The 19,697-nt window shown below is 60.2% G+C and carries 16 protein-coding genes; 11 read left to right on the forward strand and 5 right to left on the reverse strand.

The features are described from left to right. Positions 1-2: 2 nt before the first annotated feature. Complete coding sequence (locus ABXH05_RS15695) at positions 3-1,811, reverse strand: tetratricopeptide repeat protein (RefSeq protein ID WP_353562161.1); 1,809 nt, start codon at positions 1,809-1,811, stop codon at positions 3-5. Positions 1,812-1,914: 103 nt separating this feature from the next. Then, entirely contained in the window at positions 1,915-3,558 is a 1,644-nt protein-coding gene (locus tag ABXH05_RS15700; protein WP_353562437.1) for an electron transfer flavoprotein-ubiquinone oxidoreductase, read from the reverse strand. A 374-nt stretch (positions 3,559-3,932) separates the two neighbouring features. Between ABXH05_RS15700 and ABXH05_RS15705 the strand changes: the two genes are divergently transcribed. Further along, entirely contained in the window at positions 3,933-4,784 is an 852-nt protein-coding gene (locus ABXH05_RS15705) for a uracil-DNA glycosylase (protein ID WP_353562163.1), read from the forward strand. A 132-nt stretch (positions 4,785-4,916) separates the two neighbouring features. Continuing rightward, a complete protein-coding gene (locus tag ABXH05_RS15710; protein ID WP_353562164.1) occupies positions 4,917-6,722 on the forward strand; it encodes a lytic transglycosylase domain-containing protein in 1,806 nt (601 codons plus the stop codon). Positions 6,723-6,817: 95 nt separating this feature from the next. Here the strand turns inward: ABXH05_RS15710 and ABXH05_RS15715 are convergent, their stop codons facing one another. Beyond that, entirely contained in the window at positions 6,818-7,408 is a 591-nt protein-coding gene (locus ABXH05_RS15715; RefSeq protein ID WP_353562166.1) for a TIGR04282 family arsenosugar biosynthesis glycosyltransferase, read from the reverse strand. A 180-nt stretch (positions 7,409-7,588) separates the two neighbouring features. Here ABXH05_RS15715 and ABXH05_RS15720 point away from each other — a divergent pair, with 180 nt between their 5' ends. After that, positions 7,589-7,903, forward strand: a complete 315-nt coding sequence (locus ABXH05_RS15720; RefSeq protein ID WP_353562168.1) for a hypothetical protein — start codon at positions 7,589-7,591, stop codon at positions 7,901-7,903. 7 nt (positions 7,904-7,910) lie between these two features. On the opposite strand, the gene ABXH05_RS15725 is transcribed toward ABXH05_RS15720, so the two are convergent. Then, positions 7,911-8,657, reverse strand: a complete 747-nt coding sequence (locus tag ABXH05_RS15725) for a TIGR04283 family arsenosugar biosynthesis glycosyltransferase (RefSeq protein ID WP_353562170.1) — start codon at positions 8,655-8,657, stop codon at positions 7,911-7,913. Between the two features lie 232 nt (positions 8,658-8,889). On the opposite strand from ABXH05_RS15725, the gene ABXH05_RS15730 reads away from it, so the two are divergent. The 4 genes from ABXH05_RS15730 (at position 8,890) to ABXH05_RS15745 (ending at position 12,896) form a co-directional block, all read left to right on the forward strand. Next, positions 8,890-10,053 carry a PA0069 family radical SAM protein gene (locus ABXH05_RS15730; RefSeq protein WP_502947751.1) on the forward strand — a complete coding sequence of 388 codons (1,164 nt, stop codon included), beginning with the start codon at positions 8,890-8,892 and terminating at the stop codon, positions 10,051-10,053. A 94-nt stretch (positions 10,054-10,147) separates the two neighbouring features. After that, the gene (locus tag ABXH05_RS15735; protein ID WP_353562174.1) at positions 10,148-10,981 is read left to right on the forward strand and encodes a formylglycine-generating enzyme family protein; all 834 of its coding nucleotides are present in this window, start codon (positions 10,148-10,150) and stop codon (positions 10,979-10,981) included. Beyond that, positions 10,974-11,603 (forward strand): ribonuclease HII, encoded by a 630-nt coding sequence (gene rnhB / locus ABXH05_RS15740; RefSeq protein ID WP_353562176.1) that lies wholly within the window; start codon positions 10,974-10,976, stop codon positions 11,601-11,603. Before ABXH05_RS15735 ends, rnhB begins: the two co-directional genes overlap by 8 nt. Positions 11,604-11,723: 120 nt before the next feature. Then, the gene (locus tag ABXH05_RS15745) at positions 11,724-12,896 is read left to right on the forward strand and encodes a site-specific DNA-methyltransferase (protein ID WP_353562178.1); all 1,173 of its coding nucleotides are present in this window, start codon (positions 11,724-11,726) and stop codon (positions 12,894-12,896) included. Here ABXH05_RS15745 and mutY read toward each other — a convergent pair. Further along, on the reverse strand, positions 12,893-14,005 hold the full coding sequence (mutY, locus tag ABXH05_RS15750) for an A/G-specific adenine glycosylase (RefSeq protein ID WP_353562180.1): 1,113 nt from the start codon (positions 14,003-14,005) through the stop codon (positions 12,893-12,895). The genes ABXH05_RS15745 and mutY overlap by 4 nt on opposite strands. Before the next feature lie 154 nt (positions 14,006-14,159). Between mutY and ABXH05_RS15755 the strand changes: the two genes are divergently transcribed. The 4 genes from ABXH05_RS15755 (at position 14,160) to ABXH05_RS15770 (ending at position 19,556) form a co-directional block, all read left to right on the forward strand. After that, on the forward strand, positions 14,160-14,687 hold the full coding sequence (locus ABXH05_RS15755; RefSeq protein WP_353562182.1) for a DUF721 domain-containing protein: 528 nt from the start codon (positions 14,160-14,162) through the stop codon (positions 14,685-14,687). A 47-nt stretch (positions 14,688-14,734) separates the two neighbouring features. Then, entirely contained in the window at positions 14,735-15,436 is a 702-nt protein-coding gene (locus ABXH05_RS15760; RefSeq protein ID WP_353562184.1) for a DsbA family protein, read from the forward strand. A 112-nt stretch (positions 15,437-15,548) separates the two neighbouring features. Next, positions 15,549-19,007: a chromosome segregation protein SMC gene (gene smc / locus ABXH05_RS15765; RefSeq protein ID WP_353562186.1), complete on the forward strand. Its 3,459-nt coding sequence runs from the start codon at positions 15,549-15,551 to the stop codon at positions 19,005-19,007. Between the two features lie 96 nt (positions 19,008-19,103). Further along, positions 19,104-19,556, forward strand: coding sequence for an SRPBCC family protein (locus tag ABXH05_RS15770; protein ID WP_353562188.1), 453 nt, complete (start codon positions 19,104-19,106; stop codon positions 19,554-19,556). The last annotated feature ends 141 nt before the right edge of the window (positions 19,557-19,697 follow it).

The raw sequence follows: 19,697 nt of genomic DNA on the forward strand, positions 1-19,697 counted from the left end.
CGTCAGGAGCCCGCAGCAGGTGTTGCAGCCTCTGCTGCTTCAACCGCTTCGAGACCTTTTTCGAGCTTGCGTGCAATGCGCAGGGCGACATCCTCTTCAGGATCGTTTTCCAGCGCGTGCTGCCATTGAAAGCGTGCTTCAGTGCGCCGTCCCACCTTCCAGAAGGCGTCGCCCAGATGGTCGTTGATGGTCGCGTCATTGGGATCAAGTTCGACGGCGCGCTCGAGCTGCTCAACAGCTTCCTCGTAGCGGCCCATCTGGTAGAAGGCCCAGCCAAGGCTATCCACGATGAAGCCATCATTGGGCCGCTGGTCGACGGCCTTTTGAATCATCTCCAGCGCTTCTTCGAGATTGATGTCCTGCTCAAGCCATGAATAGGCAAGATAATTGAGGACGTAGGGCTGGTCCGGTTCAAGCTCCAGCGCCTTCATGAAGTCAGCTTCGGCGCCATCCCACTTCCCCTGACGCTCGCGAGCAACGCCGCGCGCGTAGTACAGCGTCCAAAGTCGGCTGGATTGAGACTGCAACAGGTTCAGCGCGCGGGTGTAGCCAGCCTCCGCCCTGTCGAATCGTTCCGTTGACCGGTAAAGGTCGGCCAAAGCAATGGCGACGTCCGCATTTGCAGCGTCTGTTGACCTGTCACCAAGGGACGACAGCGCATCAATGGCATCATCTGTGCGGCCGATCCGGTCGAGCAGCAATGCACGTTCAATACGGGCCGTGGTGGCGAGCGAAGAACTTGACGAGACATCGTCATACGTCTCGGCGGCGGCCGAGAGATCACCTGAGTTGGACAGCAGCTCGGCCAGCAACACCTGAGCCACGTCCAGATTATCGTACATGTACAAGGCAAGCTGCAGGTAGAGGATGGAAACATCCACGCCCTGATCACGCGACAGAGCACTGCCAATGCCATAGAGCGCTTCAGCTGTGCCTGCGCGGGTTGATGTCACCAGCAGGCCTGGCTCATCTCCGCTGCGTGCCCGCGCCAGAGCGTCGCTGATGATCGGGTGAGACGGCGACAGAGCCAGATAGCCTGAATAGATCACGACGGCATCGTCAGCCTGGCCGTTGCGCTCAAGAAAACGCCCATAGGCGTCAACGATGCGTACGGACCCGCCTCCGGACGACGACATCGCCGTCTCATAGGCTTCGCGGGCACGAACCTTGTCGCCGGCGAGATCAGCAATGAGGGCCGTGTGATAGGCGCTGAATAGCGTGTGGCCGGGGCCGTCGTCTTCCAGAGACAGGCTTTCAAATGCTTTGGGATAGTTGCCTTCTCCCACATAGGTCCACGCGGTTAGCAGTCCCGAGACCAAGCGGGTGAAAGGGCCTGCGGCGGCGCTGTCAAAATTTCCCCGCGCACCGGCAAACCGGCCGGCTTTGATGTCCTGAACGCCGAGCACCAGTCGCGCCGTGCGGTCGCCGGGGTCCTGAGCGATGACTTTTTCAGCGAGTGTGCCCGCGCGGGAAATGTTGCCCGCAGTCAGCTGCAGCAAAAAGGCACGGTCCAGAATTACATCGTTGGATGGATCTTCGGAGAGCACCTGATCGTAGAAAACGGCTGCTGCATCACGATCCCGCAGATTGGTCGCGTGGCGTGCCGCGAGATAGTTGCCCAGCTTGGTTTCGACATTGCGGCCCGCGCCATCAACCCGAAGATTTTTGCCGACTGTGCTGCTGTCAAAATCACGGGCGTCGAGGCCGCCAAATCCGGCACAGCCAGCGAGCAGGCTTGCGGCAAGACCAATGGCGGCAATACGCACCATGCCTGGCCGCACTACTCCGGGACGATTCAGAACCAACTGCACGATAAAACGCTCCACCTGCCTAGCCACATGCGAATACGCACCATAGCTGAGCGGGCGTAAATACGCCCATCAAATCCACATGAGGGGTTTGAAGCCCATTTATCTACATGTTGACGTAGATCGGCCCCCCGCCACCTTCCGGCACCACCCAGTTGATGTTCTGGCTGGGGTCTTTGATGTCGCAGGTTTTGCAGTGAACGCAGTTCTGGGCGTTGATCTGGAATTTCGGATCGCTGCCATCGTCATTGCTCACCACTTCATACACACCGGCCGGACAGAAACGCTGGGCGGGCTCCGCCCATGTGGGCAGATTGGTCTGGATGGGGATGTTGGGATCGCCAAGGGTCAGGTGAGCCGGCTGATCTTCCTCGTGGTTGGTGGAAGACAGGAACACTGAAGAGAGCTTGTCGAAGGAGATTTCGCCGTCCGGCTTTGGATAATCGATTGGCTTGAACTTTGCCGCAGGCTTCAAAGACGCAGCGTCTGTCTTGCCATGCTTGAGGGTGAACGGCAGGCCGATCCCCAGATTGTTCATCCACATATCAATGCCGCCAAGACCGATGCCGATCAGCGTGCCGAACTTGGACCACAGCGGCTTCACGTTGCGCACGCGCTTAAGATCCTTGGCCACGTGGCTTGTTTCGTAAGCGGCCTGATAGGTGGTGAGTTCATCGGCTGCGCGGCCATCACGGATCGCTTCAAAGGCGCTGTCTGCGGCCATCATGCCGGTGGCCATGGCGTTGTGGCTGCCTTTGATGCGCGGCACGTTGACGAAACCAGCTGAACAACCCACCAGCACGCCACCGGGGAAGGACAGCTTGGGTACAGACTGGAAACCACCTTCGGTGATGGCACGCGCGCCATAGCTCAGGCGCTTGCCGCCTTCAAAGGTCGGACGGACCGTCGGGTGCGTCTTGAACCGCTGGAACTCGTCGAACGGTGAGAGGTATGGGTTGGAGTAGTTCAGGTGAACCACAAAGCCGACCGCCACCAGGTTTTCGTCGAAGTGATAAAGGAAGGACCCACCGCCGGTCTTGATGCCGAGAGGCCAGCCAAAGGAGTGCTGCACAAGACCCTTCTTGTGCTTGGCAGGATCAATTTCCCACACTTCCTTGATGCCGATGCCGAATTTCTGCGGCTCGCTGTCTGCGTCCAGATCAAAGTTGCGGATCACATGCTTGGACAAGGAGCCGCGCACGCCTTCTGCAAAGAAGGTGTATTTGCCGAGCAGTTCCATGCCGGGCATGTAACCGTCTTTCGGTTCACCGTTCTTGCCAACGCCCATATCGCCGGTGGCCACGCCTTTGACGGAGCCGTCTTCGTTGTAGAGGACTTCAGCCGCGGCGAAGCCCGGATAGATTTCGACGCCCAGCGCTTCCGCCTTTTCAGCCAGCCACTTACATGTGTTGCCGAGGCTCGCAATGTAGTTGCCGTGATTGTTCATCAGTGGCGGCATCATGAAGTTTGGCAGGCGGATGGAGCCGGACGGCCCGAGCACCATGAAATGGTCTGCTTTTACTTCCGTTTTCACCGGGCAAGTCTCGTCGTCGCGCCAGTCTGGAATGAGGTCATCAAGGCCGACGGGATCAATCACCGCGCCGGAGAGGATGTGCGCGCCAACTTCTGCGCCCTTTTCCAGCACGCAGACGGAGATTTCAAAATCGTGTTCAGCTGCCTGCTGCTTGAGGCGGATCGCGGCGGACAGACCGGCGGGGCCTGCTCCGACAATCACCACGTCATATTCCATCGCTTCGCGCTGCTCGGGGTGCAAAATGAACCCCTGCGTCGCGTTGACTTCGCTGGCCTTCTTGAGGGCGTCTGACACAAGAACCTCCTAGGTCGAATTTCGTGTCCGGTCTTGGCCCGATCTTCACATGGCCGCAACGGAAACCAGATGCCGGGTGGCTGGCATAAATTGTTCTATTCAATCGCAGAATTCCGCCATACCCGGCATGACGGACCGCGTTTATGGGGCCAAGCCCCTTTTGCGGTCAAGCGGCGCAAATCCGGCCGCAGAAAACGACCCTGTTGCGCACCAGCACACAAATGATGCGCCCCATTAAGACGAAATAGCGAATGCAGGTGTGACTCGCGCCGCCTGCCCCCTTAAAACTAGCGCCCATGCATGATCTTTCCACATCCGCTGATGAGCACACCCAGCTGGCCGACCTGCTGCGCTGGTTTGTGGAAGCCGGTGCGGATGAGGCCATTGGGGACGAGCCCATCGACCGGCTGGCAGCTGTGCCAGAGCCGGAGCCCAGGGCTTCGACCGGCGCAAAACCGCCGCTTCCCGGGGCCAGACAACCTCTCAGGCCACAGGCACCTCAAGCGGAACTCGCCGATGACAAGGCCGCCATTGATGACGCGCGGGCCCTTGCCGCCGCTGCGTCAAATCTGGACGAACTGCGTGCGGCCATGGCGGGCTTTACCGGCTGCCCGCTGAAAGCCACCGCCAAGAATCTGGTTTTTGCGGACGGCAATCCGCAGGCAAAGATCATGCTGGTGGGCGAAGCGCCGGGGCGCGACGAGGACATTCAGGGACTGCCCTTCGTGGGTCGCTCGGGACAGCTTTTGGACCGGATGCTCGCGTCAATCGGTCTCAGCCGCGAAACCGTCTACATCTCCAACGTGCTGCCGTGGCGGCCGCCGGGGAATCGCACACCCACCCCCGCAGAGACGGCCATGTGTCTGCCGTTCATCCTGCGGCATATCGAGCTGGTGGGACCAAAAGTGCTGGTGTGTATAGGTGGTGTGTCCGCAAAAGAGCTTTTCGGCACCAAAACGGGAATTACCCGCCTGCGTGGCCAGTGGAAGGATTTTGATCCCGAAGCCATTGGGGGACCGGCCGGACAAACCATGCCCGCCATTGCCATGCTACATCCTGCCTATCTGCTGCGCCAACCTGCACAAAAGCGCCTCGCGTGGCGGGATCTGCTCAGTCTCAAGGACAAGATGGCCGAGCTTGGCCTCTAGCGTCGCATTAACTGTCACGATGGCACGGGACTCGCATCCTTTGGGGCTGACCGCTAGATTAATCCTGAACTGATACAGGGCGCCTGCGTTCAAGGGCGTCACTGAAGATCGGGCAACGTGCCGGGGGGCCGCATGCCAAGCCGAAAATCTCAGACTGCTGTGGCCATCCAGGCTGACCGCGAGGCGGATGCCCGCGCGCGTTTCTGGATGCTGTCCGGTGTCTTGCTGCTTGCCGTTACGCTTTTCGTGACGACAATGGCCAGCCGTGTTCATGCAGGTGAACCGGTTGCGGTTCTCTCCGAAGAAGATCGCGTCCGCTATATCCAGATTTTTCAGGTTCAGGAGCGTGGCGACCTCAAGCAGGCTGACGTCCTGATTGGCCAGCTCACCGACAAAGTCCTGATGGGCCACGTGCTGCATCAACGCTACATGCACCCGACGGCCTATCGCTCCAAATATTCCGAGCTGCGGTCCTGGCTCGCCAAATATGCAGATCATCCCGGCGCCAGCAAAATCCACAAACTCGCCATGAAGCGGCGCGGTGGTGCCAGTGTGCCGGTCAAGCCGGTGCGGCGGGCCTTCCGGCCAACGGCGTATCACTCGGTCTATGCAGTGTCCGGCTCCAGCGCTGAAGGCCGCACTGGATATGGACGCACGATCTCAAGAAAAGTGCGCTCGCTGATTTCCCGCGAACGGCCAACGCAGGCACTGCAGCTTCTCGACTCGTCAAAAGTCCGCAACCGTCTGGGTGCGGATGAACGCGCAGCCATCAAGGCACGCATCGCCTGGTCCTATTATGTTGAAGGCAAGATCGCCAAAGCCTTCGATCTTTCATCAGCCATTGCCGCCTCGCACCGCGAAGACGCGCCGCTCGCGGACTGGTATGCGGGGCTTGCCGCTTGGCGCATGGACAAGCCGGATATTGCAGCAGGGCATTTTGAAGCGCTGGCAAGCAATATCAGCGTCTCGGACTGGACGCGGTCTGCCGCCGCCTTTTGGGCTGCGCGCTCCTACTTTGCCATTCGCGAGCCGGCCAAGGCAGTAACACAGCTTGAGATTGCCGCGAGCACGGGCATGACGTTTTACGGGCTGCTTGCCCAGCGGCAGCTTGGCCGCGAACCACGGGTGACGTGGTCTGACCCGGTGTCTGATGCAACGAGCCGCACGGCATTGTTGGCAATTGAACAGGTGCGTCGCGGTGCGGCCCTCGTGCAGGTCGGCAAACTGGACATGGCGGAAGCAGAATTGCGCCGCGCCCATGGGCGCCTCGACCCGTCGCTTGATATCGCGCTGGCATCCCTTGCCCGCGACCTCAACCTTCCCGCCACGCAACTTGCGGTTGCTCTTGCAAGCCCGCAGCCCATTGGTGCGGCACTGTTCCCTGTCCCTGACATCACGCCTGAGGGCGGCTATGAAGTGGATCGCGCCCTGCTGCTCGCTGTTGCGCGGCAGGAGAGCCGTTTCATTACCGGCGCCAGCAGCCATGCGGGCGCTGCGGGTCTGATGCAGATCATGCCGGGCACGGCATATCACATCACCAAGGACTCGACCTACAAACGCGGCAACCGCGATCGCCTGAATGATCCCGAACACAATCTGGCGCTGGGCCAGACTTATCTGCAGGAGCTGATGGGCTACAGCGAGCCCTACGGAAACCTGTTCCAGATGGCGGTCGCGTACAATGCCGGGCCGGGCAATCTGATCCGTTGGACCAAACAGATCGGCGAAGACGCGCAGGACCCGCTGACCTTCATTGAAAGCATCCCAGCCGCTGAAACCCGCGGCTACGTGGAACGCATCATGACCAATCTCTGGCTCTACCGCCTACGGTTGGGCCAGCCCTCCCCGTCCCTCGATCAGGCCGCCGCTGGCGGATGGCCGGTCTACGCGCCGATCGAGCGTGCGGGCGCCACGGTGCGGAATGCGTCGAGGCTCTAACCCATGGACCCTCCGGTCAAGCCGGAGGGAAAGCGGGGGGAAGAGGAAACCAGCACGCACCACAATTCGCTGTCCCTCCGGCTCGACCGGAGGGCCTATCTGAAGCCGGGGACGCCCTCGGCCTTTCGCCATCCTGCGTGGTCCGCACCGCTGTCTACATCCGACAATTCACTGAGCATACCAACACGGACTGATCCAAAATTAGCGAGCGTCTGGTCGCGTTCGCGACCGCTTGACCATTCCACCCCCTCAAATGGCATGAGCACTTTCGGCATGCGTTTTTGGCCAATGAGCCAATATCCTCCGTCTACGGATGGGCCCATGACGGCATCGTTGGTGCCCAGCGCCTTGAACGCCTGGGCGATGTGACGGGCGGAGATGTCGGGGATATCGCTGCCGATGATCACCACAGGCCCTTTGGGAGCCGTATCAAAGACGCGCTGCATACGGGCTCCAAGATCCCCTTCGCCTTGAGGCACGACTGCATCTGCGTCTTGCAGCCAGCGTTGATCTGGAAGCGCCTGCACATCAGGGCTTGCTGCCACGACCGTTTGCCAGCGCGGGTCGGCTGCAAGCCTACGGATCAGACGGGCCAGCGCCACACGGTAGAAGCGCGTGGCTTCAACCAGGCCAACATCTTTCGCCAGCCGTGTTTTTACGCGGCCCATGGCTGGGGCTTTGGCCATGATAGCGAGGGTATTTTGCATGAATAGACCAACCAGACCTGCTTTTTTGATGCTTCTTGCAATACCGTACCAATACACAGTCAACACGCATCCATGCTTGGGATCACAAACCGGAAAATTAGCGAGATGAACAATCCGGACCGCGCAAAATCATATCGAGTCTTGGACGGAGACGGGGACATGTCTTTTCTGCGCGATGGTGTCGTGCTGAGGCCAATTGAGACAGATTGGTTTCCGGGCTACGTGGCGCAGATATTTCCCGATAGAGTCGAGCAAAAACCCGCAATGCTGCTCCAGATCGAAGGTGGGCCGCGGTCCGGGCACTTCGTAGCTCTGACTTCCCGAATCAACATAAGCCTTGCGACGCAATTCGCGGAGAATGGGCTCGCGAGTTCGATCGTGCATTTTGTGCGCAACACAACTGAATCCTACACCGGAAATGATCAAGACTTGCTGCCGATTGCAATGGCGGTTGTAGAAGTCAACAACACGTGAGAGATGACTACCGCTTCATATAAACGCGGGCGATGCGGTCCGGGTTTACACCAAGATAATAGAGCATCAGGCACAGGGCGTTTCTGGATGAGCGGGCGATGTAGCCGTCATTCAAATAGCGTTCCGGGCTGGTGACGGCAGGGGCCCGCAAAAAGACGAGCCGTCGGCGACCGATGCGTCGAACGAAATCCACGTCTTCCATGATCTGCAACGGGCGATAGCCGCCGAGCTTGTCATACAGGCGGCGCGAGACCAGCAGGCCCTGATCGCCATAGGGCAGACCAAAGAGCCAGCAGCGCCATGACACGATGCCCTCCAGCATGCGCGCCCAGAACGAAAAGTCATCCAGCGCGAATTTGAAAACGGCTGCGAAATCGAGGCCTTTTTCGCCACGCTTCTCCAGCCGCTCAAGCAGTGTTTCCACTTCCTCTTCCCAGCCGGGTTGCAGCACCGTGTCGGCGTGCAGGAACAACAGCCACTCACCACGCGCGGCCTGCGCGCCGGCAGCCAGCTGTGTGCCCCGGCCTTTAGGTGCGCTCACAAATTTTGCGCCGGATGTTTCCGCAATGCGTTCCGTGCCGTCGGTTGAGCCGCCGTCAACGATGACGACGTCCTTGATCAGCCCGCGGACGGTCGGGCGGATCAGCGCCGCCAACACCCGGGTGAGGGACTTTTCAGCGTTCAAAGTTGGAATCACGACGCTCAGCATGCGGCGGACTTTAGCGCGTAATTGCTGCAACTGCGAAGGGAGCATGGCGTTAACCTAAATGTTCTTGTCTTGTTCTTTTTAATGTGATTATATTCCTCTCATGAACAGAACAGCGCACAGAAAGATTGTTGAGATTGGCTCGGGACTTGGCTCGGGACAGGGGGCCAGGGCGGCAGACCCGGCTCCAAATCCAGCCAACGAGACAGCGCGCGCTGCGACCATGCCCGTGTTTCCCCTGACCGCCCCCCAATCCGGTCAGCCACAGACACGCGCTTTGATGCCCGGTGATGCGGACGGGGAGATACGCCCTGCCCCAGGCCCCGTCTCGCGCCCCGATTTCGGGCCGGGCAGCAGTCTTCCTTCCCCCAAAACGGGACGGCTGCATGAAGCACGCAAAGGTCGCGGCGCGCGTTCCAATCGCTCTGGACGCTATGAGCACCGGGCCGCGGAGGCATTTGACGATGGATGGGACATCGCAGAGGACGAAAAGCCTTTGCGGACTCACGTCAGCGACGAAGCGGCCCGGACCATCATCACGCGCAACCAGTCGCCGGACATTTCCTTCGACCGCTCGATCAACCCCTATCGGGGGTGTGAGCATGGCTGTGTCTACTGCTTTGCCCGGCCGACCCACGCCTATATGGGGCTGTCGGCGGGCCTCGACTTTGAAAGCAAGCTGTTTGCCAAGCCAAATGCCGCCAAGCTGCTGCGGCGTGAATTGTCCAAACCCGGCTACGAGCCGCGGACGATTGCCATCGGCACCAATACGGATCCCTATCAGCCGATTGAGCGCGAGCGCCGGATCACGCGGCAGGTTCTTGAAGTGTTGGCCGAGCACAAGCATCCGGTGGGCATCGTCACCAAGTCCGCCATGGTCACGCGCGATATCGATATATTGAGTGAGATGGCACGGGACGGGCTTGTGAAGGTCGCGCTCTCGGTCACGACGCTGGACGGCAAGCTGGCGCGGGCGATGGAGCCGCGTGCTTCTACGCCGGGGCGGCGGCTTGATGCCATTCGTCAACTATCCGAAGCGGGAATTCCAACGGGCGTCATGGTTGCGCCGGTCATTCCGGCCCTCAACGACCACGAGATTGAGGCCATTCTCAAGGCTGTCGCCCGCATGGGCGCGCGGGAGGCGGGCTATGTGATGTTGCGGCTGCCGCTGGAGATCAAGGATCTGTTTGCCGAGTGGCTGGATGATGTCACCCCCGATCGTGCCAAGCGGGTGATGAAGATCGTCCGTGATATGCGCGGCGGCAAGGACTATGACGCGGAGTGGGGCAAGCGCATGACCGGTGGTGGTCCGTACGCCTGGACCATTTCACGCCGCTTTGCGCTCGCAATGGAACGCCACGGCCTATCACGGCAGCGTCTGCCGCTGCGCACGGATCTGTTTGAGGCCCCCAATGCAGGGCCCAAGCAGCTGGCGCTTCTCTAGGTTACATCTCCTCGTGGTTTGACACAGGGCGGCTTCCGCAGGCTTTGTGGTGCACATGATTTGCCGACTGACATTTTCCGCATTGATTTTGCTCTTGTCCGGCTGGAGCGCATTCGCCTCCGGCATGGGTGATGACTGGCCTACGACACGAATTGTGCCTGCGGGCTCTGTGGTTATGGGCGCGGACAATCAGGATGTCGCGGCAAGCAGTGATGAATTCCCCTCGCGCCAGGTTGATATCAACTCCGACCTCGCCTTTGGCACAACGCCGGTTACGCGTGGACAGTTTGCCGCCTTCCTCCGCGCGACAGATCACGAAAGTTCTGGTGGCTGCTGGACCCTGACGCCTGATGGCTGGGCCATGGACAACACAGCCAACTGGCAAGCGCCGGGATTTCCGCAAACCGACCAACATCCGGTGACATGCGTGTCACGGGACGACGCCATTGCCTATCTGGCGTGGCTGACGGCGACTACGGGCCAAGTTTATCGGTTGCCAACGGAGGCAGAGTGGGTTCGTGCGGCAGGGCCGTCCGCTCTCAACCGGCCATCTGAAGCTCTGTGCGCGCATGGCAACGTCAACGACCTGACTGCCAAGAACAAGGTCGCGAAAGTCGCGGAGCATTGTGACGACGGTTTTTTGCACACGTCGCCGGTGGCAAGCTTTGCCGCGAACGAGTTCGGCCTTTTCGACATGGTCGGCAATGTATGGGAGTGGGTGGCTGACTGTCACAATGGTGGCTACGCGGATTTGCCGATGGACGGCGCAGCACAGACAGACGAGACCTGCGAGGCCCACGCCCTGCGCGGCCATTCATGGACTGACCCACCGGGTCCCGTCCGTCTTGGGACCCGCTACGCTCTGCCGCCGGACGCGCGACAATCCATAGTGGGATTCAGGGTGGTGCGGGAAGTGCCTCATGACTAAGAGCGTCACCGGACCTGATTTCTCTCTTGAAGATGCGTGCGGCATATCTCCCGTGTGCGGCATTGATGAAGCAGGACGCGGCCCATGGGCGGGGCCGGTGGTTGCATCTGCCGTCATCCTTCCCACATCTGGTGTTCCGGAGGGATTGAATGACTCAAAGAAACTCACTGCTCAAAGACGCAATGACCTTGCTGGCCACATACGCGCTTCATCCCTCGTGGGAGTGGGCGTTGCGGATCCGCAGGAAATTGATGAGCTGAACATTCGCCAGGCCACATTTCTGGCAATGGCACGGGCGGTTGCAGACCTCCCATCCCCACCCTCATTTGCGCTGATTGACGGGCGCGATGCGCCCGACATTGGATGCCCGGCTCAGGCTGTCATCAAGGGAGACGCGCGATCACTGTCCATTGCGGCCGCCTCCATCATCGCAAAGACGTTTCGGGACGCCATTATGGTGGCAGCTGAGGCGGAATTTCCCGGCTACGGCTTTGCCCGCCACAAGGGATATGGCACCGCGGCCCACCAGACGGCGCTTAACAAGCTGGGGATAACCCCACTTCACAGAAAAAGTTTTGCCCCGGTTCGCGCCCGCATGGCGCTAGATGTTGAGTCCCCTTGACACTGAGGGACTCGATCTTGTGGCGTTAACCTTCGTTAACCCTTTGTTTCCAAAACAGAATCTTGACGGTGATTCGCTCCTGACTCAAAATCCCGCCTCAACAGTTTCCCTGGGGGGCGTATGCGTACCAACAAGAGCCGCGTGAACACACGCGCGGCAACAAAAAAATCTGCTTCGAAGCCGGCAGCACCGAAGCGGAAACAGGCCAGACTTTCGGGCAAACTTCCGGTCAATACGATCATCAACGGCGACAGTATCGAGGCGCTTTCCAAGCTGCCGGATGCGTCCGTTGATCTGGTTTTTGCTGACCCGCCCTACAATCTGCAGCTCGAAGGCGAGCTCCTGCGGCCCAACAACACGCGCGTAGATGGCGTCGATCAGGAATGGGACCAGTTCGCGTCCTTTGCCGAGTACGACAAATTCACCAATGCGTGGCTGGTGGAAGCACATCGTGTGCTCAAGCCGACGGGCACGCTGTGGGTCATCGGCTCCTACCACAACATTTTCCGCGTCGGCGTGTCGCTTCAGGACATCGGCTTTTGGGTGCTGAACGACATTGTGTGGCGCAAGTCCAATCCGATGCCGAACTTCCGAGGTCGCCGGTTCACCAATGCCCATGAGACGATGATCTGGGCCTCCAAGGATCGAAACGCCAAGGGCTACACCTTCAACTACGACGCCATGAAGGCGCTGAATGATGACCTGCAGATGCGTTCTGACTGGGTGCTGCCGATCTGCTCAGGCGGTGAACGCCTGAAAGATGATCAAGGCCAAAAGGCTCATCCAACGCAGAAACCTGAAAGCCTTCTGCATCGGGTGATCCTTGCGTCATCCAATCCTGGCGACGTGGTGCTTGATCCGTTCTTCGGTACCGGCACAACCGGTGCTGTGGCCAAGAAGCTGGGCCGCAAATATATCGGCATCGAGCGCGATGCTCAGTATGCGGAGATTGCGCAGCAGCGCATTGACCGGGTGCAGCATGCTGACCCTGAGTCTCTTCAGGTTACGGAATCCAAGCGTGCGCAGCCCCGCGTGCCCTTCGGCACCTTGATCGAACGCGGCATGATTGAGCCGGGCACGGTGCTGTATGGTCCAGGCAAGCGGCACAAGGCGCGGGTTCGCGCTGACGGGTCACTGGCTGTCACAGGGGCCACGGGGTCGATCCACAAGATCGGCGCCCATGTGCAGGGCCAGGAAGCGTGCAACGGATGGACGTTCTGGCATCTCAAGAGCGATGCGGGTCTGACGTCGATTGACGTGCTGCGCCAGAAAATCCGCGCGGAAGCCAGCTAGGCTTTTTTCCTGAACTGCTTCGCAGCTTCCGGGTCGGCATGGGCAACGATCTTGCGCATGACGGTTGGCAATGCGCGTTGTGCCAAGGCATCGAGCGGCACCCAGTCGCCCTTGACCTTGCCGCGTGTCGCAGCCTGGGCGGTGTAGACCGTCAGCTCCAGGGCAAAATGCGTGAAGACGTGGGTCACGGTGCCCGGCAGCTGCTGCCAGCTTGCGCTGGTTGGTGCGGCGTCGGTGGTCGGGTCGGCGTCGTGCTCACTCCACTCACTTCCGGGCACTTCGTCCATGCCACCGAGCAGGCCTTTTGGGGGACGGGTGCGCAGCAGCACATGACCTTTGGCATCCGTCAGCCAGTAGGCTGATCCATAGCGTGTGGGCTTGGCTTTCTTTGGCGGCTTTACCGGCAGTGTTTCTGCAATGCCCTTCGCATTCGCTTCACATTCCTCCGCCCACGGACAAAGCGAGCAGGCAGGTTTCTTGGGTGAACACAGCGTGGCCCCCAGATCCATTGTTGCCTGCGCGAAGTCGCCGGGGCGTTTTTGCGGCACAAGTTCTTTGAGGCGCTCTTTGATCTCCACCTTGGCGGCAGGAAGCGGCGTGTCGATGGCAAAAAGACGTGAGACAACGCGTTCCACATTTCCGTCCATGACCTCAGCAGGTTCATCGAAGGCGATCGACGCCACGGCGGCAGCGGTATAGGGGCCGATGCCGGGAAGGGCCAGGAGACCTTCTTCGGTTTGCGGGAATTTGCCGCCATGTCGTTCGGCGACAACCTTGGCGCAGGCGTGCAGGTTGCGGGCGCGGCTGTAGTAGCCAAGGCCCGCCCATGCGCTCATTACTTCAGCTGACGACGCGGCGGCGAGGTCTTCGACCCGTGGCCACAACTCAACGAACTTCAGAAAATACGGCCCCACGGTTTTGACCGTTGTCTGCTGCAGCATTATTTCAGAGAGCCAGACCTTGTAGGGGTCAGCTTTTGCGCCCTTTTTTCGCGCCTTGGGCGAGATGCGCCAGGGCAGGTCGCGGGCGTGGCGGTCATACCAGTCCAGAAGCTGGTGCGCTGCCGGACTGACTTTCGACGAGCCTGTTTTTCTGGGTCTGGGTGCCATTACGTGCCACTGGGATGCCTGAATTGCGCGCCAAGCTGGCGCACAGCGTCGGAATGACCCACGCATTTGTGATCGCCAGCTTCACGTTGGACACTTAGCATGGGCGATCACGGCGTCTAGCCTGTGCTCTCATATTGTTGAATATCTGTGTGTCATGTCCCCATCGACTTACAAGTCCCGGCCAATCCCCCGGTCCATTCCGCGCCAAAGGCTCACTTTTGAGCGGCTGGGCACGCGGCTGGACGGGCTGACGCGCAAGGCTTTCACCAAATTCGGCTTTGCGGATGACCATGTGCTGACGCGCTGGCAGGAGATTGTCGGCCCGCAGATGGCGCGACTGACTTCGCCTGAGCGCCTGTCGCCGCCGCAAAAAGGCGCATCCGGCGGCAGCACCCTGACCGTGCGCGTTGCAGGAGCCGCTGCCCTTGAGATGCAGCATCTAGCCCCGCAGATCATCGACAAGATCAACGGATTTTATGGTCGCCCCATGGTGGCCCGGCTGAAGCTGGTGCAAGGGCCGTTGCCTAAGCCTGCCAGCAAACCCAAACCGCAAGCAGCCACGGGTGGCCTGTTTGGGTCATCCACCCCTGCATCCAAGCCGGACATCGCGCCGCATTACGACATTGAAGACCCGGACCTTGCTCAGGCACTGGCCCGCCTTGAACAGGCAGTTGCTGAGTAGCCGGACCGCACACACCCATTAGACGTCCCATGATTGGAGAGACCCGCATGTCCCTGCCCACTTCCACATCTTTCAAGATGCCCGCCCTTACCCGGCGTGGCTTTGGTGCCAAGATTGCTAAGGCAACGGTGCTGGCAGCAGCCCTTGGCCTTGCAGCGTGCGGCGACGCGGGCGATGGATCAGCAGCGGGTGGCAGCAGTGTCGTTAATCCGGCGCTGGCCTATGAGCATCCACTGGGCGAAATCACTCTGGGCGACCCGGATGCACCCCTGACGCTGGTTGAGTATGCGTCCTACACCTGCGGCCACTGTGCAGCCTTCCACGCTGTAAACCTGCCCCCCCTCAAAGAGCAGTACATCGAGACCGGCAAGGTCTTTTACATTTTCCGCGAATACCCGCTGGATCCGGTGGCCACGGCGGCCTCCATGCTGACGCGCTGCGTGGCAACGGACAAGGCGCTGCAGTTTGCAGAGGTCCTGTTTGCCCGGCAGCAGCAGTGGGCCTTTGTGCAGGACCCCCGCTCTGCCCTTGCGGCGATTGCGCGCCAGGGCGGTATTTCGGCGTCTCAGTTTGAAGCCTGCATGACCGATCAGGAGGTTCTTGATGGCCTGCGTGAGGTCCAGAAGCATGCGCAGGAGACCCTGCAAGTGCAGGCCACACCTACGATTTTCGTCGGTGACGAGAAGATCAACGGCAATCTGCCCTGGGCCCAGCTGGAAGAGATCATCACAAACCAGTTGCCGGGGTAAGCCGAATCGGCGGATCAAAAGGGTTAGCAAACCTTTAATAGGCAGGTGTGTTCGCTATCAGCGACATTCCTGCCGGTCCGGGGACGCCCCTTTGCTGGGGTGAGACAGTCAATTGAAGCTTAGCCGCCTCCGCCTAACCGGCTTTAAATCTTTTGTTGAACCCACCGAGCTCGTGATCGAGCAAGGGCTGACCGGCGTTGTCGGTCCCAATGGGTGCGGCAAGTCCAATCTGCTGGAAGCTCTGCGCTGGGTGATGGGTGAAAGCTCATACAAATCCATGCGCGCAACCGGCATGGACGACGTGATCTTCTCCGGCACGTCAGGCCGACCGGCCCGCAACATGGCGGAAGTAGTTCTGTCCATCGACAATGCGGAGCGCACGGCCCCCGCCGCCTACAACGAAGCCGACGAGATCGAAATCTCGCGCCGCATTGAGCGTGAGATGGGGTCCGCCTATCGCATCAACGGGTCTGACTCGCGCGCTCGCGATGTGCAGACCTTCTTTGCTGATGCGTCAACCGGCGCGCACTCCCCAGCCCTCGTGCAACAGGGCCAGATCGGCAAGCTGATCGGCGCCAAGCCAACAGCGCGGCGTCAGATCCTTGAAGAAGCGGCCGGCATTTCGGGTCTTCATTCGCGCCGCCATGAGGCTGAGCTGCGTCTGCGTCAGGCTGAGACCAATCTTGAGCGGCTTGATGATGTCACCGCACAGATTGAAACCCAGCTGCAGAGCCTGAAGCGTCAGGCCCGGCAGGCAACCCGCTTCCGCAATGTCTCCAAGGACATTCGCCGGGCGGAAGCCATGTCACTGCATCTGCGCCATCACGCGGCATCCGAAATCGAAAAGACCCATGAGCTGGGCCTGCAGGAAGCTGATCGCGCCGTTGCGGCTGCGACCGAAGAAACCGCCCGCACCTCACGTCTTCAGTTTGAAGCCGGTGAAAAGCTGCCAGACCTTCGCGACACCGAAGCCCGCGCGGCAGCGGCCTATCATCGGCTGACGGTCGAGCGCGATCAGCTTGCGAATGAAGCACGTCAGGCGGAGCAGGCCATTGAACGGCTGGACGCCCAGCTGCGCCAGATCGAGGCTGACCTTGTACGTGAGCGCGATGGCATCACCGACACCAATGAAAGCCTGACGACCCTCAATGCTGAAGAAGCCGAGCTGAAACAAGCGGACGAAGGGTCCGATGAAGCCCGCGAGACTGCGCAGGCAAAAGTCACGCAGCTCTCTGAAGCTTTGTCTGAAAAAGAAACCGGCGTTGAAACCCTGTCGCGTGAACTGGCTGATCTTGCGGCCCGCCGCCAGGGTCTGACGCGGCGCATCAATGAAACCCGTGCACGACTTGAAAAACTCAATGCGACACGCAGCACGCTGGCCGCCGAACGCGAAGAGATTGCACGGTCCTCGGACGTGCAGGCCGCCATGGCGGGACGCCGTGCAGGCGTTGACCATTCACGCGAAGCAGTCGCGACCGCTGAAGCTGCGGCGCAGGAAGCTGAGCGCGCTCGCGCTGAAGCAACCGCGGCTGAAGAACAGGCGCGCGCGCCACTTTCTGGTGCGCAGCAGCGCCTTGGCAAACTGGAAGCAGAAGCATCAGCACTGGCAGACCTGCTTCGGGTCGCCGATGGCGATCTGTGGCCACCTCTGATCGACAGTGTCTCTGTCCGTCCCGGGTTTGAGGCAGCCCTTGGGTCAGCACTGGGCGAAGACATTGAACAGCCTGCGGACGAAGCAGCGCCTGTGCACTGGCACACCCTGCCCGCCATCGACCAACCGCATTCGCTGCCGGATGGCGCCGAACCGCTCTCTACCTATGTGGACGGACCGGCTGCGCTGCAGCGGCGTCTGTCCCACGTAGGTCTGGTGGATCAGGCGCTTGGCCGTCGTCTGCAGGGTCAGCTGTCACCGGGTCAGCGTCTTGTGTCCAAGGAAGGCGATCTGTGGCGCTGGGACGGGTACACGGCAGCAGCCGATGCCCCGACGGCAGCAGCGCAGCGACTGGCACAGCGCAATCGTCTCGCGGACCTGGATGCCGAGCTTGAAGCAGCGCGGGCAGAAACCAAGCGGCTTTCCGAGGCGCATGACGCAACCAAGCAGGCGGTCAGCAACGCAGCCACGCGTGAGAGCGCTGTACGCACTGAATGGAAAGCGGCACAGGGAGCCTTGACGGCAGCGCAGGACGCGCTGGCGGCTGCAGAGAAAGCTGCTTCCGCTCAGATTACCCGTCTTGCGGCAGTTGATGATGGTCTTGCGCGCACAGCTGCAGACATTGAAGAAACACGCACGGCCCTTGAAGCTGTGAATGCGGAAGCAGCTGAACTTCCCGCCGAAGATGAAAAGCGTGCGGCATTTGAAGCATTGCGTGCTGAAGTTCAAACGCTGCGTCAGGAAACAAGTCTGGCGCGGGCTGCCTTTGACGGTCTTGCCCGAGAAGCCCAGGCGCGCACGCAGCGGCTTGGTGCCATTGGGCACGAGCGCAACCGCTGGCAGAGCCGCCTTGAAACGGCAAACGCCCAGATCAAGACCCTGGAAGAACGCCAGACATCCACAAAAGCTGAACGCGCTGACCTGGAGCAGGTGCCTGCTCAGGTTGAAGAAAAAGCCAAGGCGCTGATGGATCGCCTGTCAGAGTCAGAAAAGACCCGTCAGGAAGCAGCCGACGCGCTTGCTGTTGCTGAGAAGGAACTGTCAGACGCTGACAAGGCCAATAAAGAAGCAACTGACACCCTGAGCGAAGCGCGCGAAACCCGTGCCCGTATTGACGCGATGCTGGAAGGTGCGCGCAATCAGGTGGCGGAAGCTGCCCGGCTTATCCACGATGCATTTGAGTGCGCACCCGCGCAGGTACTGGCAGCCGGCGAGATCAAGGACGACGAAGCGCTGCCGCCGCTTGAAGACGTTGAGCGCAAGCTCGAACGCTACAAGCGCGAGCGGGAAAACATGGGCGCCGTCAATCTGCGCGCCGAAGAAGAATCCCGTGAAGCACAGGAGCAACTCGACTCCATGCTGACCGAACGCGGTGATCTGGAGCAGGCGATTGCGAAGCTGCGTCAGGGCATCGGCAGCCTCAACAAGGAAGGCCGCCAGCGGCTTCTGGATGCATTCGGCACGGTGAATGAGAACTTCACCCGCCTGTTCACCCGCCTGTTTGGTGGCGGCACAGCGCATCTGGAACTCGTTGAGTCCGATGACCCGCTTGAGGCTGGTCTTGAAATCTTTGCCCGTCCACCCGGCAAGCGCCTGACCACGCTGTCGCTTCTCTCAGGTGGTGAGCAGGCGCTGACGGCGATGTCGCTTATCTTTGCGGTGTTCTTGACGAACCCCTCACCGATCTGCGTGCTCGACGAAGTGGACGCGCCGCTTGACGATGCAAATGTCGAGCGGTTCTGCAAATTGCTGAACGACATGCGCGGCGAGACAGACACGCGTTTCCTTGTCATCACCCACCACCCCTTCACCATGTCGCATATGGACCGCCTGTTCGGCGTCACCATGGCGGAGCCGGGTGTGAGCCAGCTGGTGTCTGTTGACCTTGCAGGTGCGGAAGCCATACGCGACGCGGTCTGATTTGACGCGGGCCTGATAGGCGCCTGCCCCAGACAAAATCACACTGGACGAGGCCTTTGAAAGCCTGCCACGCTCGTGAAAACGAGGGAGAGCGACATGCCATCCATTGAAATGACCAAGGCCATCAAGAGCCCAGCGCAGCGCGTGTTTGAGACGGTGGCGCATCTGGGTGAATTTGCAGAAGCCATTCCCACCATTACGGCTGCTGAGTGTCTGACAGACAATGAGACCGGTCCTGGAAGTCAGTGGCGTATCTTCCGCGATATTGGCGGCAAGGAACGCTCCACTGTCTTTGAAGTGCTGGAATATGAACCCGCAGAATGGGTACGGATTGTGTCCGAGGCCGGGGGTGCCACGTGGGATGCAGGCTTTGAGATTGCGGCCAAGGGAAAAGGCAAAAGCGGCGGGTCGGAGTTGATCTGGACCCTCGATGCCACCCCAAATTCCATTAAGGCACGCCTCGGTTTGCCGCTGCTTATGGGGGCGATCGAAAAAGCGCTGGCGCCAGATCTGGACGCGGTGAAACGGTACTGCGAATCCGTGTCCTGAGAGACTCAATCGGGGCCAAATCGGCCCTCGTTGCTGCATCGCGAAAGAAATGCCCGAGATACCGGCCTGCGACTCTTTGGCGAGGCCTTTTTTTCTATTTAAAAACAACAACTTAAACCCCTCCCAGCCTTGCTTGACAGA

The organism is Pyruvatibacter sp. HU-CL02332 (assembly GCF_040362765.1).
Taxonomy (GTDB): domain Bacteria; phylum Pseudomonadota; class Alphaproteobacteria; order CGMCC-115125; family CGMCC-115125; genus Pyruvatibacter.

Bases quoted from the DNA above. Each gene is read 5' to 3' on its own strand.
- ABXH05_RS15700 (WP_353562437.1), bottom strand. From the start codon at position 3,558: ATGGAATATGACGTGGTGATTGTCGGAGCAGGCCCCGCCGGTCTGTCC.
- ABXH05_RS15705 (WP_353562163.1), top strand. From the start codon at position 3,933: ATGCATGATCTTTCCACATCCGCTGATGAGCACACCCAGCTGGCCGAC.
- ABXH05_RS15710 (WP_353562164.1), top strand. From the start codon at position 4,917: ATGCCAAGCCGAAAATCTCAGACTGCTGTGGCCATCCAGGCTGACCGC.
- ABXH05_RS15715 (WP_353562166.1), bottom strand. From the start codon at position 7,408: ATGGCCAAAGCCCCAGCCATGGGCCGCGTAAAAACACGGCTGGCGAAA.
- ABXH05_RS15720 (WP_353562168.1), top strand. From the start codon at position 7,589: ATGTCTTTTCTGCGCGATGGTGTCGTGCTGAGGCCAATTGAGACAGAT.
- ABXH05_RS15725 (WP_353562170.1), bottom strand. From the start codon at position 8,657: ATGCTCCCTTCGCAGTTGCAGCAATTACGCGCTAAAGTCCGCCGCATG.
- ABXH05_RS15730 (WP_502947751.1), top strand. From the start codon at position 8,890: ATGCCCGGTGATGCGGACGGGGAGATACGCCCTGCCCCAGGCCCCGTC.
- rnhB (WP_353562176.1), top strand. From the start codon at position 10,974: ATGACTAAGAGCGTCACCGGACCTGATTTCTCTCTTGAAGATGCGTGC.
- ABXH05_RS15745 (WP_353562178.1), top strand. From the start codon at position 11,724: ATGCGTACCAACAAGAGCCGCGTGAACACACGCGCGGCAACAAAAAAA.
- mutY (WP_353562180.1), bottom strand. From the start codon at position 14,005: ATGGCACCCAGACCCAGAAAAACAGGCTCGTCGAAAGTCAGTCCGGCA.
- ABXH05_RS15755 (WP_353562182.1), top strand. From the start codon at position 14,160: ATGTCCCCATCGACTTACAAGTCCCGGCCAATCCCCCGGTCCATTCCG.
- ABXH05_RS15760 (WP_353562184.1), top strand. From the start codon at position 14,735: ATGTCCCTGCCCACTTCCACATCTTTCAAGATGCCCGCCCTTACCCGG.
- ABXH05_RS15770 (WP_353562188.1), top strand. From the start codon at position 19,104: ATGCCATCCATTGAAATGACCAAGGCCATCAAGAGCCCAGCGCAGCGC.